We start from the raw sequence: 15211 nt of genomic DNA, 5'->3' as shown, positions 1-15211 counted from the left end.
CTCACCCGCCGATCGAGGCGAACATCCCCCGGATCGCCCCGAACAGGCCGATGACCGCGCAGGCCAGCGGGATCAGCGCCATGATGGCGATCACGTCGGCGATGTCGGCGGCCCGGCCCAGGTAGGGCGACGGCCGGCGTCGACTGTAGACCAGACCGGCGACCAGCGTCAGCGCCGCCGCGGCGACCACACCGAGCCAGACGAGCACCCGGCCGCCACCCGGCGCGGTGCCCAGCAGCGCGGCGACGGCCAGCGACGACAGCCCCAGCAGGCCGCTGACCAGCAGCGGCACCCGCTGCGCGGCGGTGGGGAAGAGCCGCCCCCGCAACAGCAGCGCGCCGGCGCCGCAGAGCGCCAGCAGCGCGCCGGCCGGGGTACGGTCCCCGGTCAGCAGGAACGCGATGGCCAGCGCGCCGCAGACCGAGGCGGACAGCAGCATCCCGGTGAGCAGTTCGGTGGCCCGTGCCACGGTCACGAAGACCTTCGCCCGCTCGGGCACCGGCCGGTCCTTCAGGATCTCCTCCGGCCGGTCGGGCAGCTCCGGCACCGGCAGCCTGCCCAACCAGCCGGCGATCAGCGGATAACCGGGCAGCAGGCCGATCACCGTGGTCAGCGTCGCCGCCGCCGCACCGGCGGGGGAGACCCCGCCGTAGCAGAGCAGCGCGGCCAGCACGCCGGTGAGCCCGGCCGCCACCCCGGCCATGAACAGCCGCTGCACCCCGCCCACCGCCACGTAGCCGACGATGCCGAAGACCAGCAGCGCGGCGGAGCCGAGCAGCAGGCTCGGTGCCCCCAGGTCGACCAGCCGGGCACCGTCCGGTGCGCCGAGCAGCGCCCCGCCGAGCAGCGCGTACGGCAGGCCGGCGGCGGCCACCACGGCCCCGGCGGTGGCGTCGGGCACGGCCCGCGACAGCACCGGGCCGGCGACCGCCAGCAGTGCCGCGACCCCCAGCGCCAGCAGCCCCGGGGTACGCCACGGCGCACCGACCGCGAGCAGCGCGACCAGCCCGAACCCGAGCAGGGCGGCGGTGACCGCCAGCCCGGCCCGCCGGGTGGCGTCGTCGCTCCACGATCGACCGGTGCGCCGCGCGCCGCTGGCGATCACCTCGACCACGTCGTCGTACGCCAGCTCGGGCCACTCGTCGCGGCCGGGCGTGAGGTGCAGCAGCTCGCCGTCGCGGACGCCCTGCACGGCGAGGTTGCGGGTGGCCTCCAGCAGGGTGCCGGTGGCCCGGCGCAACACCCACCCGCCCTGCTGTTCGCCGACGTCGCCGAGGCCCTCCCCGGCGTGCCGGAGCAGGTGCGGCAGGAGTTCCCCGACGAGCATGCCGTTGGGCAACGCCACGTCCATCCGCCGCTGGGGGGCGGCGATGGTCACCCTGGCCAGACTGAGACCGCCCGGGGCCGTCACGCTGGTCACCTCCCCGTGTGCCACGCGTTCGCGCGGCGTCTGCTGGGCCCGCCGCGGCGGTCAAAGTAGCACGGTCGCACCGCCCGCCGGGTGGCCGTCCGAGCGCGGACGGCGGTCCCTGCCAGGGGCGACCGGTCGATAGAGTGGGCCGCCGTAGACCTGAGTGGTGGGAGGTACGGGGGAGATGTCGTCGTTGGTGGTCGTCAAGCGTCCACCCCGCCGGCCGGCGCCCCCGCTGCCGACCGGTGAGGTGCTCCTCGACCCGCCGCCCGAGGTGCCGGCGGCCGGTGGCCGGGGCTGGACCCGGATGCTGATGATCCTGCCGATGGCAGCGGGTGCCGCGGCGATGGGCCTGATGATGGGCATGCAGCGCGGCGGGGTGATGACCTATGTGGTCGGCGGCATGTACGGGATCTCCATCCTCGGCATGATCGCCGTGATGGCGGTCAACCAGACCGGCCCCGGCAAACGCGAGATGATCGAGGCCCGCCGGCAGTACATGCGCCGCCTCGCCCAGCTGCGCGCCCAGGTCCGCGCGACCGTACGCCAGCAGCGGGAGGCCATCCACTACCGGCACCCCGACCCGGACTCGCTCTGGTCCACCGTGACCAGTGGCCGGCTCTGGGAACGTCGCCGGGGTGACGCCGACTTCAGCGTGGTCCGCATCGGCCTCGGCCCGCAGGAGGTCGCCACCCCGCTGATCCCGCCGCAGACCCGCCCGGTGGACGAGCTGGAGCCGCTGTGCGCGGTGGCGCTGCGCCGGTTCGTCGCCACCTACTCGGTGGTGCCCGACCTGCCGGTGGCGATCGCCCTGCGCGACTTCTCCCACGTCTACCTGCGCGGGGCCGACGACGCCGTCCGGGGGCTGGTCCGTGCGGTGGTGGCCCAGTTGACCACCTTCCACGCCCCCGACGACCTGCTGGTCGCGCTCTGCGTCGACCCGGACCGGCGGTCCGGGTGGGAGTGGGCGAAGTGGCTGCCGCACGCCCAGCACCCGACGAAGCTCGACGCGGTCGGCCCGATCCGGCTGTTCGCCCCGACCGTGGTGGCGCTGGAGGCGATGCTCGTCGACGTGCTGGCCAACCGGCCCCGCTTCGATCCGACGGCGACGGCGGCGGTCGCGCCGTACGTGCTGGTGGTGGTCGACGGCGGGCAGGTCGCCGGCTCCGACCACCTGATGACCGAGGGCGGCGTCGCCGGGGTGACCCTGCTGGACCTCACCGGCCGGCCGCCGCGCCTGCTCGACGAGACCTCGGTGGTGCTCGACGTCGCCGACGACGGCACCATCTCGGGCACCACGATGGACGGCACCACCCGGGTCGGCCGGGCCGACACGCTCGATCCGGCACGGGCCGAGGTGCTGGCCCGGGAGCTGTCGCCGCTGCGGCTGTCCGCCGCCTCGTACGCCGACCAGCCGGCCGTCGCCACCGACCTGGGCCTGGCGGACCTGCTCGGCCTCGGCGACCCCTACGAGCTGGACCTGACCGACGCCTGGGGCAGCCGCCCCAACCGCAGCCGGCTGCGGGTGCCGATCGGGGTCAACGAGAACGGCCGGCCGATCGAGCTGGATCTCAAGGAGTCCGCCCAGGAGGGGATGGGCCCGCACGGGCTGCTCGTCGGCGCGACCGGCTCCGGCAAGAGCGAGCTGCTGCGGACGCTGGTGCTGGCGCTGACCGTCACGCACAGCCCGGAGATCCTCAACCTGGTGCTCGTCGACTTCAAGGGCGGTGCGACGTTCGCCGCGCTGGACCGGCTGCCGCACACCAGCGCCGTGATCACCAACCTGGCCGACGAGCTGTTCCTGGTCGACCGGATGCTCGGCGCGATCCAGGGCGAGATCACCCGCCGCCAGGAGCTGCTGCGCCGGGCCGGCAACTACGCCTCGCAGCGCGACTACGAGCGGGCCCGCGCGGCCGGGGTGCCGCTCGCCCCGCTGCCCAGCCTGCTGATCGTGGTGGACGAGTTCAGCGAGCTGCTCAGCGCCCGACCGGACTTCATCGACATGTTCGTGCAGATCGGCCGGGTGGGCCGGTCGCTGGGCATGCACCTGCTGCTGGCCTCGCAGCGGCTGGAGGAGGGGCGGCTGCGCGGCCTGGAGACGCACCTGTCGTACCGGCTGGGGTTGCGCACGTTCTCCTCGATGGAGTCCCGGGCGGTGCTCGGGGTGGCCGACGCGTACGAGCTGCCCCGCTCACCGGGGCACGGCTACCTGAAGGCCGGCACCGAGGGGCTGATCCGGTTCAAGGCCGCGTACGTCTCGGGGGCGGTGCGGCAGCACGGCGGGGTGCCCACCGTCGGCGGCCGGCTGATCGACCCGGTCCGCGACTACACCACCGACTACGTCCCGCTCGCCACCGACGACGCGCCTGACGAGCCGACGCAGACCCCGGTCGACGAGCACGTCGGGGAGAGCCTGCTCGACGTGCTGGTGGCCCGGATGGAGGGGTACGGGCCGGCCGCCCACCAGGTCTGGTTGCCGCCGCTGGAGGAGCCCCCCACCCTCGACGCGCTGCTGCCACCGGTGCTGGTGTCCCCGGTGCGGGGCCTGACGATCGCCGCCGAGGACCGGCACGGCGCGCTGCACGGCGTGGCCGGCATCGTCGACAAGCCGCTGGAGCAGCGCCGCGACCCGCTCTGGCTGGACCTGGCCGGGGCGGCCGGCAACGTGATGGTGGTAGGTGCACCGCAGACCGGCAAGAGCAACCTGCTGCGTACCCTGGTCACCAGCCTGGCGTTGGGCAACACCCCGCGCGAGGCGCAGTTCTACTGCCTCGACTTCGGCGGCGGCACCCTGGCCGCGCTCGCCGGCCTGCCGCACGTCGGCGGGGTGGCGAGCCGGCGCGAGGTGGACAAGGTCCGCCGGACCATCGCCGAGCTGCACGGGCTGATGCAGGCCCGGGACGCGTTGTTCACCACGCACGCGGTGGAGGGCGCGGCGGCCTACCGGCGGGCCCGCCGCGAGGGCCGGTTCCCCGAGGACCCGTTCGGTGACGTGTTCCTGGTGGTGGACGGCTGGGCGGCGCTGCGGGCCGAGTTCGAGGACCTGGAGCCCCTGGTCACCGAGCTGGCGAACCGGGGTCTCGGCTACGGCATCCACCTCCTGGCCGCCACCAACCGGTGGATGGACGTCCGCCCGGCGGTGCGGGACATGTTCGGCGCGAAGGTCGAGCTGCGCCTCGGCGAGCCCGCCGACTCGGTGATCAACCGGCGGGCCGCGGTGAACGTGCCGGAGCAGCACGGCCACGGGCTGACCCCCGACGGCCTGCACTTCCTCGCCGGCCTGCCCCGCCTCGACGGCCGGCCGGTGGTCGACGACCTGCCGGACGCGCTGGCCGACCTGGTCAAGCGGGTGCAGCAGCACTGGACGTCGGCGGGTGCCCCGGCCGTCCGGCTGCTCCCCGCCGAGCTGCCCTACGAGGCGCTGCCCGCCGCACAGGGCGGGGTGATCCCGATCGGCATCGCCGAGACCGACCTCCAGCCGGTACGCCTCGACTTCACCGCCGAACCGCACCTGCTGCTCTTCGGCGACGTCGAGTGCGGCAAGAGCACGTTCCTGCGCGGGCTGGCCCGCAGCATCGTCGAGGGCAACGACCCGGCGGCGGCCCGGATCATCCTGGTCGACTTCCGGCGCAGCCTGCTCGGCGCGGTGGAGTCCGAGCACCTGATCGGCTACGGCACCTCCCCGCAGGTCACCGCCGACCTGGTCAAGCAGGTGGCCACGGTGATGGGGGAGCGGCTGCCGGGGCGGGACGTCACCGCCGAGCAGCTGCGCGACCGGAGCTGGTGGAAGGGCCCGGAACTCTACCTGCTGGTCGACGACTACGACCTGGTCGCCGGGGCGGCGCTCAACCCGCTCGCGCCGCTGCTGGAGTACCTGCCGCAGGCCCGCGACATCGGCCTGCACCTGGTGCTGACCCGGCGGATCGGCGGTGCCGGGCGGGCCATGTTCGACCCGGTGATCGGGCGGATCAGGGAACTGGCCTCCCCGGGCATCATGATGTCCGGTCCACGGGAGGAGGGCGCGCTGTTCGGCACGATCAAGCCGCAGCGGCTGCCCGCCGGCCGGGGCTGGTTGTTCACCCGCCGGCACGGTGCCCAACTCGTCCAGCTCCCCCTGGTGCCGCCCCAGGTCAGCTGACCCGTCCGGCCTACCCGCCCGGTGCGCGTCGGGTTCCATGATCGACCCAATGGGGCCGATATGGCGGTGTCTGCCCCGCTCCGATGCCGCTATATCGCCGCAATGGCCACCCGGCTCACCTGAGCGGGCGGTCCGCCCCGGTCGGGCGGGTTACGCTGCGCCGGTGAGCCGCCGTGACCAGTACCGGTCCGAGTTGCGGGCGGGCGGGCCCGCCGGGTGGCCGGCGTACCTGCGGGAGCGCTCGGGGCTGCCGGGGCCGCGCGCCAACCTCGAACTCGCCCAGGCCGTCGCCGACGAGGGTGACGCCGACACGTTCGACGGTCTGCTCGCCACCGACGACGAGTACCTGGTCTTCTGCGGTGTGCTGGGCCTCGGCCGGCTGCTGGCCGACGGCCCGCCGGCCCGGACCCGGAGGCGCATCGAGGCGCGCCTGCACGAGCACGCCACCGACCCCCGCTGGCGGGTACGCGAGGCGGTGGCCCTGGCGTTGCAGCGGCTCGGCGACGCCGACCTGCCACGCCTGCTCGACCTCGGCACGGCCTGGGCCGGGGACCCGCACCCGCTGGTCAGGCGGGCGGCCGTCGCGGCCGTGTGCGAACCGCGCCTGCTGACCGCTCCGGAGACCGCCGCCCGCGCCGTCGCCCTGTGCGAACGGGCGACGGCGGCCCTGGCGGCGCTGCCGGCCGACCAGCGCCGCGACGAGGGCGTCCGGGCGTTGCGGCAGGCGTTGGGCTACTGCTGGAGCGTCGCGGTGGCCGCCGACCCGGCCGGTGGCCTGCCGCCGTTCCGGGCGCTGGCCGCCGTCGACGACGGCGACGTGGCCTGGATCGTCCGCGAGAACAGCCGGAAGAAGCGCCTCGCGCGGCTGCTCGTCAGCGACGCGGCGCGCCCAGCAGGTGCTGCTCCACCGGGGTCTGACTGATCCACAGGTGCCGGTCCGTGCCCCCACCGACCAGGGTGAGCATGTCGTCGGCCATCACCTGGAGGAACCGGCCGCTGTCCGGGGGCAGCCGTAGCGCCTGCTGCACCGCCGCGGACTCGTCGGCCCAGAGCCGTTGCAGCACGCAGAGGTCGCTGTCACGCAGGGCGGACACGCTGCCGGGATCGAGCCGCCGCACCACGGTCAGCTCGGCCTGCCACGCTCCGGGGGGTGCCGCCCCGGACGCGGCCGGGCCGTGGGACGCGGCAGCCCCGGGCCGGCCCCCGCCGGGCGGCAGCTCGCGCACGATCAGGGTGGGCTGCCCGGCGGTTCCGGTGGCGGGCACCGGTCGGTCGTCGGCGCGTACCTCGACCCGGTCGGCGGCCCGGCCGAGCGCCGCCGTACCGAACCCGGCCCAGGCGGTCGGCTCGGTGGTGAGCACGACGACCCGGGCACCCAGGGCCAGCGCCCGGAACGCGACGAGCTGACCCGCCCACACCCCGCCGACCAGGGCGACCCGGGTCGGTTCCGGGCGGAACAGCCGGATGGTGACCGCCGCCCGGCGACGGTCGGCACCGAGCACCAGACCGGCCGGGAGCGGGCTCGGGCTGAGCCGGGCGAGAGCTGCCGGGGAGACCGCGTGGGAGCCGATCCGCAGCCGGGGCAGCCGGCCGGAGGGCCCGCCCCGACCGGGCGCGTCCCCGCCCCCGGGGCGGTGGGCCTGCGGTGGGCCGGGGGGAGCGGACGGGTGGCTCTCCGGGGCGGCCAGCGGGCTGGCCAGGGCCCGGGTCAGCGGGTCGGCGGTGGCGAGCGCGGTCGCGGCGGCGGTACCGGCCGCGTCGGCCCCGGCCTCCGCGTCGACCCGGGCGCGCGGCGCGCCCAGCACCGGCGCGTCCGCTCCGACCGGCGACGCGGTGACCGGTGGTGCGGCCACCGGCGGCGGAACGGCGACCGCCCCACCCGGGTACGCCCCGGCCACCGCCGGCCCGCTCACCGGGTACGCCTCACCGGCCGGCACCTGCGGGTACGGTCCGCCGGACGGGTCCCGGTACGGCCCGGCCGGCTGGTCGACCGAGGTGCCGAAGGTGGCCGGCACCGCCGTACGCCGTTCGTCAACAGGGCCGGTCATCCCGCGCCACCTCCCGTCGGTGCCGACGCGTACACCGCCGGGCCGTGTTCGCCGTCGAGCGGGAAGAGTTCCCCGCCGGCCTGCCGTACCCCGTCGACCGCCGGCCCGCACAACTGCGGCAGCAGCTCCGCCGGCCCGGTGACCCGGACCAGGCCCCGCAGGTCGAGATCCTCACCCGGCCCGTTCGTGGCCACCGTCAACGACACCGTCACCAGCGACGCCGGCAGGGTCTCCAGCCAGCCGAGCATGGCCGCCGCCCGGTCGACCGGCGGCCAGCGGCGGATCCAGAACGTGCGGTGCGCGTGCGGGCCGCAGTGCCACGCCGACCACTCCTCACGGACCGCGGCCGTGCCGGCCGGGACGCCGGGGGTGAAGCCGCAGGACCGGCCGACGGCGGCGAGCAGGCCGTGCGCGTCCAGCAGCCGGTGCCCGACCCCGTTGCGGCGCAGCGACCTGCCGGTCTGCCGGGCCAGCGCGGCCACCACCGAGGGGGCGACACCCAGGTCGACCGCGTAGTCGCCGACCGCCTCGGCCAGCGCGCGGGCGTCCAGCCGCACCGCCACCCAGGTCGACCGTCCGGCCGGGACCGGGGTGCCGCCGAGACCGGCCAGCAACTGCCGGTAGGACTCCCGGGCCGGGGCGGTCGGGTCGTCGGTCGGACCGCCGGCCGGCACGGTGCTGGTCACCACCTGGAGCACGGTGCCCGGCTGGCCGGACTCGGCGAGCGCGGTGGCCAGCACGTCCAGCGGCAGGCCGGCCGGCGCGTCACCGGTCGGCCCGGAGCCGTCGACGGCGGCCACCGCGAACCAGCCGGCGTCGTCGCGGGCCACCCCGATCCGGGCGCCGTCGGCCATGGTCACGGTGCCCACCGACAGGCCGGGGGCGAGTCGCTGCAGGGCGTCCAACCCCGGGTCGTCGGCGACCGGGACCGCTGCGGCGGCCCGTCGCCGCTGGTGCCGGGCCAACGCCCGCTTCTCCAGCCACCAGCGGCCCCGCGAGCGCAGGAACACCACGGTCAGCAGGAGTACGCCGCACAGCGCGGCGACGACCAGCACCGGCATGCCGAACAGTCCACTGGCGAGGACGCCGAGCAGCACCGCCTCCAGCAGGAGCAGTTGCAGCACGTGCAACTCGCCGATCCGGCCGGGCCGGCGGCGGGGTGCCAGGTGGACGCGGGCGTCGGGGCCGTCCGGCCGGAGTGCGGCACCTGCCGGCCGTGGTGCTCCGGTCATCTCCGGCTGCCCCCCAGACGCCTCGACCCGTACGGCCCGTCCACGGCGGACCGCCCTCATCATAGGAACCCGACGCAGCGCCCCGGGGCCCGTGGGTGGGCGGCCCGGGTCAGTTGACCCGGAAGCCGGTCCGGGGGTCGGCCGCCGCCCCGGAACGGTACGCGGCGAGCGCCGGCTTGTCCGAGTCGATCACCCAGTCGCCGGAGCCCTTCTGGTTGAAGTAGACGAAACCCAGCAGGTCGGGTCGTTTCCGCATGGCGGTGAAGAGTTCGCCGACCGCCCGACGACGCATCGCGCCCGGCTCGGACCCGGTCTCCACGATCAGCAGCGGCCGGGCGGTGAACTTCCGGACCTGGGTGATGGTGGGGCCGAACAGGTCGTCGAAGGTCTGCTCGCCGCGCCTGGTGAAGTAGCCGTCGATGCCGACCCAGTCCACGTACGCGTCGCCGGGGTAGAGCGGGGCGAGTTTCACCGACGGGACCGGGTTGACCACGTTCGGGGTCCAGGTCCAGATCACGTTCGTGGCGTCGGCGCGGGCGAAGACGGCGTGGATGTGCCGCCAGGCGGCGACGAACTCCTTGGCGGTGTTGTCGTGCGCGCCCCAGGAGTACCAGTGGCCGTTCATCTCGTGCGCGATGGTGAGCGCCACCGGCAGGTTGAGCCGGCGTACCGCGACGGCGAACTCCAGCAGGTACGGGTCGTGCCGCCCGGCGGCGATGTCCTTCAGTTTCGCCTTGAACGGTTCCCAGCGGACGATCGGCAGTGCGCCGTACCGGTGGACCCGGCGGACCTCGGCGGCGGCGAACTCGTCGTCGAAGCTCTCGTAGATGGTGATGATGTTGGGTTTACTGCCGACCAGGTCGGCGAAGCGGTCGACCCGGCTCATGTCCTGCGGTGCGCCGCTGAGTGCCACCCCCAGGTAGCGACCCTGCGGCTGGACCAGCGGGCGGACGTCGTAGGCCGGGGGCGGGCCGGTGGGGGTGGCCGACGCGCTGGGTTCGGTGGCGAACCGGGCCGGACGGCTGGCCGGGCTGGGCGCGAGCGCGGCGTAGCCGAACACCCCGATCACGAACAGCGTGACGATGGTGAACAGTTGGCGGGAGGTCACCGGGAACGCTCCGGCCGGATGTCCCGCGCCGGCTTCACCAGCAGCGCCTGCAACGCGACGGCCAGGTAGAACGCGCCACCGAGGAAGGCCGGCGCGAAGGTCCACAGGTCGTCGGTGATCATCCGGTGGGCCGCCAGGCCGGTCCACAGTGCTCCGCTGCCCGCCGTGCAGACGGCCATTCCCCACCACAGTCGACCCGTCCTGTTCTTCCGTCCCGTGCCGCCGGTGGGCTGCCAGCCCATGCTCTGCCCGCGCAGCAGGTCCCAGATGGCGAAGGCGTGCGACCAGCCGTAGATCATCTTCACGGTCCACGCCTCCACCCGGTACGCGCACCGGTGCCACAGTGGGAACACCACCAGGTTGTAGACCAGGCTCGGCACGATCCACAGGTAGTTCGCCGGGGCCACCGACTGCGGGAACCAGGCCAGCAGCACGATCGGCACCAGCGGCCCGACGAAGGTGAACAGCGCCGTGTGCAGGTAGTAGCAGAAGCCGGAGAGGTACGACAGCCGGGTGCGCAGCCGCATCCGGGTGTTCCAGAACTTCGTCGACCCGAGCAGGCTCATCGAGCCGGCGCACCAGCGGTACTGCTGGGTGAAGAACGAGTTGACGTCGGCCGGGCACAGCCCGGTGGCCAGCGGCACCGGAAGGTAGCGCAACCGCCAGCCGCGCCGCCGCATGTCGAACCCGGTGTGCACGTCCTCCGAGTGCTCGATCAGCGTGGAACCGCCGATCGCGTCGAGCGCCTCCCGGCGGTAGAGCGCGCAACTGCCGACGCAGATCGCCGCCTCGTGGTGCTGCCGGGACACCTGCACCATCCGGTAGAACAGCTCCTGCACCGCCCCGGCCCCGCGCTCCAGCCACCCCTGGCCGGAGTGCACCCGGAAGTACTGCGGGGACTGCACGATCCCGAGATCCGGCTCGGCGGCCAGGTAGGGCACCATCTCGTCGAGCATGTCGTGCCGGGGGGTGAAGTCGGCGTCCAGCACCAGGATGTGCTCGCCCAGCGTGCGCTGGTACGCGTACCGCATGTTGCCGGCCTTCTTGTACCAGCCCCGGTTGGGGCGGCGCTGGTAGACGAAGCCGAAGGCGAGCGCCATCGCCTCCCGCTCGTCGGTGGCCGAGTCGTCGAGCACGTAGACGTGCACCCGGCCCGGGTAGTGGTCGACCATCCGGCTGACGTGCTCCCAGGTGTTGCGCAGCACCTCGGTCGCCTCGCCGCAGACCGGCAGGAACACGTCCACCGACGGGTGTACGGGCGGCTGGAAGTCGCGGACCAGCCGGCGGTGCCGCTCCAGGTCGAACCCGGGCGTGCCGATGTTCACCGTCGCCGAGATCAGGTAGTAGAGGACGGTGAAGCCGAACAGCGGCAGCAGCGCCAGCAGCCACGGCGCCATCCGGACGAAGAGCAGCTGGCTGGTGAGCAGCCCGGTGAAGCTGACGAACGAGGCGATCATCAGCACCGGCAGCCGGCGGTTCCGGTAGGCGGACTTCTCGTCGTCGTCCGGCGGCAACGGCAGGGACGGGTCGACGCTCGCCGGTCGCCCCAGCGTCGCCGGTGCCACCGCGTCCCGCGCCGACGGCCCCACCGGGGCCGGTGCCGCAGGGGCCGGTGCGGCAGGGGCCGGCACCGCCGACGGCCCGCGCGGGATCGGCACCGGTGCCGGACCCCGACGCGTCGGCACCCTCACCGGGTTCCCCGCAGCGGGGGCCGGCAGTGGAGCGCGCGTGGCGGGGACCACCGCCGGGGGACGCGCGGGCGGAGCCGCCCTCGGCCCGCGCGGCGTCGGCACGGCCGGGTCCCGCAGACCAGGTCCGGTCATCCCACCCGGCGACGTCGGCGGTTCCACCGGGCGACCCCCTGTGGTCCGCCCCGGCCACGGCGGCGGCACCGCAGCGCGCCGCGGGGCCGGATCCCGCCCCGGCACCGGTCCGCGCTGCGTGGCCGGGCGCGGGGACGCCGGGTCGGGCGGCGGCACCGGACGGTGGAACTCCGTCGTCTCGTCGGTGCGGCCCCTGCCGGCCCGGGTGCTCACTTCGTCACCTCGGGCTTACGCACCAGCAGCCCGATGCTGAAACCCCGGACCCGCCAGGTGCGGTCGACGACGTACGGCTTGAGCGCGGCCTCCTTCGCCGGCCCGATCCGCTGCACCGGATCGTCGAGGGCCCCCTTGCGGACGACCCACACCCGCTCCGGCCGCCCCAGACACACCGGCACGTCCCGGTCGGCGCACTCCCGCGCGCCCAGGGTGCCCTGCCGGCGGGCCGGAACGGTCATCAGCACGTCCCGGGGTCGCCAGCTCTCGTCGACGTACCGGTTCACCGCGTCCCGGCTGGTGCGCTGGTCACCGGCGTCGAACGGGCCGTACACCAGGATGTCGCCGGGACGCGCGTGCGCCCGCAGCACGGCGGCGATGTCCTTGGTGCCCTGGCTGTGGCCGGTGACGCCCCGGATCTCGACCTGCACCGGGATGCCGAGCAGACCGACCGCCAGCATCGCGGCGGTGCCCCGCAGCAGCGAACTGCGCCGCAACGCCAGCGAGGCGACGAGCGCCCAGGCCGGCACCGTGAACAGCAGGTAGCGCGGCAGCCAGAGCGGGGTGAGCTGGGCGGCGAGCAGCAGGCCGACGGTGGGCAGTACCAGCCAGGCGGTGGCCACCGCCGACCGCTCCTTCATCGACATGCCGAGGAAGGCCAGGGCGAGTACCGCACCGGCGAGCAGCGGCCCGCCGAACAGCGCCTCCGGCGTGTCCACCAGCCGGTCCAGGGTGACCGGGGGAATCCAGTTGATCTGCGTACCGGTCTGCTGCCGGCCCAGCCAGAGGACGGGCAGCACGGGCAGCGTGCCGGCGGCGGCCGCGCCGAGCCAGCCGACGAAGCCGCGCCGGCGCTGCGCCCCCCGCCAGGCGACCAGCGCGTGCGCGACGAGCAGCAGCAGGCCCACCAGGTGCATCAGCCCCAGCAACGCCACCACGGCGGAATACCCCAGGTAGCGCAGGAACCGGGGCCGTTCCAGCAGCCGGAGCAGCAGCAGGGTGGCCAGCGCGGCGGCGCACACCGCGAACGCGTACGGCCGGGCCTCCTGCGCGTACCGGGAGGTCGTCGGCAGCACCGCGAACAGCAGTCCGGCGACCAGCCCGACCCGCAGCCCGCCGATCCGCAGGCCGATCGCGGCGACCAGGCCGGCGGCCGCCGCCATGGCCGACAGCGACGGCAGCCGCAACGCGATGTCGGAGCTGCCGGCCAGCGCCACCCAGCCGCGCATCAGCAGGTAGTACGGGCCGATGGAGGCGTCGACGTTGCGCAGCACCGCCACGAAGTCGTCGAACCCGACGGTGACCATGCCCCAGGTGGCCAGCTCGTCCTCCCACAGGCCGGGCCGGTTCAGCCCGACCCCGCCGAGGACGGCGACCACGGCCATCGGCAGCAGCCGGGCCAGGTGCCGCAGCCAGGGCGCGTCCAGCGGTTCCGGCGGGGCCGGCTGGTCGGCCTCGGTGGGCCGCCACGGGGCGGCCGGCTCGGGTGGCGCGTCCCGGACCCGGACGATCAGGGCGGTCGGCGCGTCGCTGCGGGCACCGGTGCCCCCGGTGGGCGGCATCCCGCTCACCTGGTGGCGGCGAGCAGGTCGTCCAGGACGAGGGTGCGCAGGTCGTCCCGGCTCGGCATCCGGCCCAGCGCGCGCAGCCGCCCGGACTGCGCCTTGCGCATGCCCTCCAGCAGCTTGCGGGCCTCGCGGGCGTTGCCGAAGTTCTGGTCCCGTTCGATCTGGCCGAACCATTCGAGCAGCCCGTCGGCCAGCCCGTCGGCGAGCAGGTACTCGTCGTTGCGGGCGATCCGCCCGACGATGTCGACCAACTGGACCGGGCTGTAGTTCTCGAACTCCAGCGTCTTGGCGAACCGGGACGCCAGGCCGGAGTTGGCGTCCAGGAAGGCGGCCATCTCGGTGGTGTACCCGGCGACGATCACCGCCACCTGGTCCCGGTGGTCCTCCATCAGCTTGACCAGGGTGTCGATCGCCTCCTGGCCGAAGTCGCCGCCGGCACCCCCGGCCCGGGAGAGGGTGTACGCCTCGTCGATGAACAGCACCCCGCCGAGCGCCTCGGTGAACACCGACGAGGTCTTCTCGGCGGTGTGCCCGATGTACTGGCCGACCAGATCCCGCCGGGACACCTCCCGGAACTGGCCGTTCGGCAGCACCCCGAGGGCCTTGAGCAACTGCCCGTAGACCCGGGCCACCGTCGTCTTGCCGGTGCCCGGCGCGCCCGTGAAGATCAGGTGGTGGCTGACCGCGCCCACCGCCAGCCCGGCGTTGCGCCGCCACTCGTTGACCTGGATCTCGTCGATCAACGAGCGCACCTCGGCCTTCACCCCGGCCAGCCCGATCATCGAGTCGAGTTCGGCGAGCAGTTCCTCGACCTTCTGCTCGTCCTGACCGACGGTGCCGCCGCCCGCGCTCACCCCGGCCGTCGGCCGTCCGCCCGCCTCCGCCGCCCGGAACACGGTGCCGGCACCCTCCGCGATCCGGACGCCCGGGGCGGCGGTCTGCTCCGTACGGCAGCCCTCGACCGTGCCGCCGCAGCCCCGGCCGACGTCGATGCCGACGCCCCGGGTGTCGTGCACCCAGCAGTCCACGATGGTGGGGCTGCTCTGCAACGCGACCACGATGCCGGCGTCACCGGTGCCGGAGACGTCGCAGCGTTCGATGGTGGGGCGGGCCGCCTGGTAGACGTACACGCCCCGGAAGCCGGCGGCGGTGACCGTGCAGTTGCGGATGGTCGGGTCGGCCCCGAGCCGCACGATGATCCCGTCGTCGGTGACGTCGCGGATCTCGCACTGCTCGACCGTGCCGCCCGCGTCCGAGACGACCAGCCCGTGCTGGCCGCCGGTGACGGTGACCTCGACGGCCTCGACCCGGGCCCCGTCGCGTACCGAGACGGCTGCGGCGTATCCGGCGCTGGCCTGGCACTTCTCCATGCGGAGCCGGCCGCCGACCGCCTCCACCGCCGGATAGTCGCCGCCCTGCACGACCAGCCCCTGCAACAGCACCTCGCCGCCGGTGCAGGCCACCGTCGGCCGCCCGGCGGCCCGACCGTCCACGATGACCGAGCCCGGCTCGCCGGCGGCCACCAGCCGGACCCGCCGACCGTCGAGCCGGAGCGACTCGGCGTAGACGCCGGGGGCGATCGAGACGACCGTGTCGTCAGCCGCGATCTCCAACGCGTCGGTGATGGTCGGACAGGCCCCGGCTCGGTCAGGGGAGACAGTCAGCATGCG

At 74.8% G+C, this 15211-nt stretch carries 9 protein-coding genes; 2 read left to right on the top strand and 7 right to left on the bottom strand.

Going from position 1 to position 15211, the window contains the following annotated elements; genetic code table 11:
- Position 1: 1 nt before the first annotated feature.
- Complete coding sequence (gene eccD, locus ACN261_RS03840) at positions 2-1411, bottom strand: type VII secretion integral membrane protein EccD (RefSeq protein ID WP_425848435.1); 1410 nt, start codon at positions 1409-1411, stop codon at positions 2-4.
- Between the two features lie 184 nt (positions 1412-1595).
- Between eccD and eccCa the strand changes: the two genes are divergently transcribed.
- Positions 1596-5549: a type VII secretion protein EccCa gene (gene eccCa / locus ACN261_RS03835; RefSeq protein ID WP_421483969.1), complete on the top strand. Its 3954-nt coding sequence runs from the start codon at positions 1596-1598 to the stop codon at positions 5547-5549.
- 163 nt (positions 5550-5712) lie between these two features.
- Positions 5713-6471, top strand: coding sequence for a hypothetical protein (locus ACN261_RS03830; RefSeq protein ID WP_425848432.1), 759 nt, complete (start codon positions 5713-5715; stop codon positions 6469-6471).
- Here the strand turns inward: ACN261_RS03830 and ACN261_RS03825 are convergent.
- The 6 genes from ACN261_RS03825 to ACN261_RS03800 all read right to left on the bottom strand — a co-directional run bounded on the left by ACN261_RS03825 (position 6422) and on the right by ACN261_RS03800 (position 15208).
- Positions 6422-7597: a hypothetical protein gene (locus ACN261_RS03825; RefSeq protein WP_425848431.1), complete on the bottom strand. Its 1176-nt coding sequence runs from the start codon at positions 7595-7597 to the stop codon at positions 6422-6424. The genes ACN261_RS03830 and ACN261_RS03825 overlap by 50 nt on opposite strands.
- Positions 7594-8829, bottom strand: a complete 1236-nt coding sequence (locus ACN261_RS03820; protein WP_421483966.1) for a type VII secretion protein EccE — start codon at positions 8827-8829, stop codon at positions 7594-7596. Before ACN261_RS03820 ends, ACN261_RS03825 begins: the two co-directional genes overlap by 4 nt.
- Positions 8830-8938: 109 nt before the next feature.
- A complete protein-coding gene (locus ACN261_RS03815) occupies positions 8939-9937 on the bottom strand; it encodes a glycoside hydrolase family 26 protein (protein ID WP_421483965.1) in 999 nt (332 codons plus the stop codon).
- Entirely contained in the window at positions 9934-11595 is a 1662-nt protein-coding gene (locus tag ACN261_RS03810; protein WP_425848429.1) for a glycosyltransferase family 2 protein, read from the bottom strand. The genes ACN261_RS03815 and ACN261_RS03810 overlap by 4 nt, the downstream gene beginning before the upstream one ends.
- 374 nt (positions 11596-11969) lie before the next feature.
- Complete coding sequence (locus ACN261_RS03805; RefSeq protein WP_425848427.1) at positions 11970-13535, bottom strand: glycosyltransferase family 39 protein; 1566 nt, start codon at positions 13533-13535, stop codon at positions 11970-11972.
- Between the two features lie 5 nt (positions 13536-13540).
- Complete coding sequence (locus tag ACN261_RS03800; RefSeq protein ID WP_425848425.1) at positions 13541-15208, bottom strand: right-handed parallel beta-helix repeat-containing protein; 1668 nt, start codon at positions 15206-15208, stop codon at positions 13541-13543.
- Positions 15209-15211: the final 3 nt, after the last annotated feature.

Source organism: Micromonospora sp. WMMD723 (assembly GCF_049863385.1).
In the GTDB taxonomy this organism is placed as follows: Bacteria; Actinomycetota; Actinomycetes; order Mycobacteriales; family Micromonosporaceae; genus Micromonospora; species Micromonospora wenchangensis.
The sequence above is the reverse complement of the archived record's forward strand: the minus strand, read 5'-3'. Positions and strand labels throughout refer to the sequence as shown.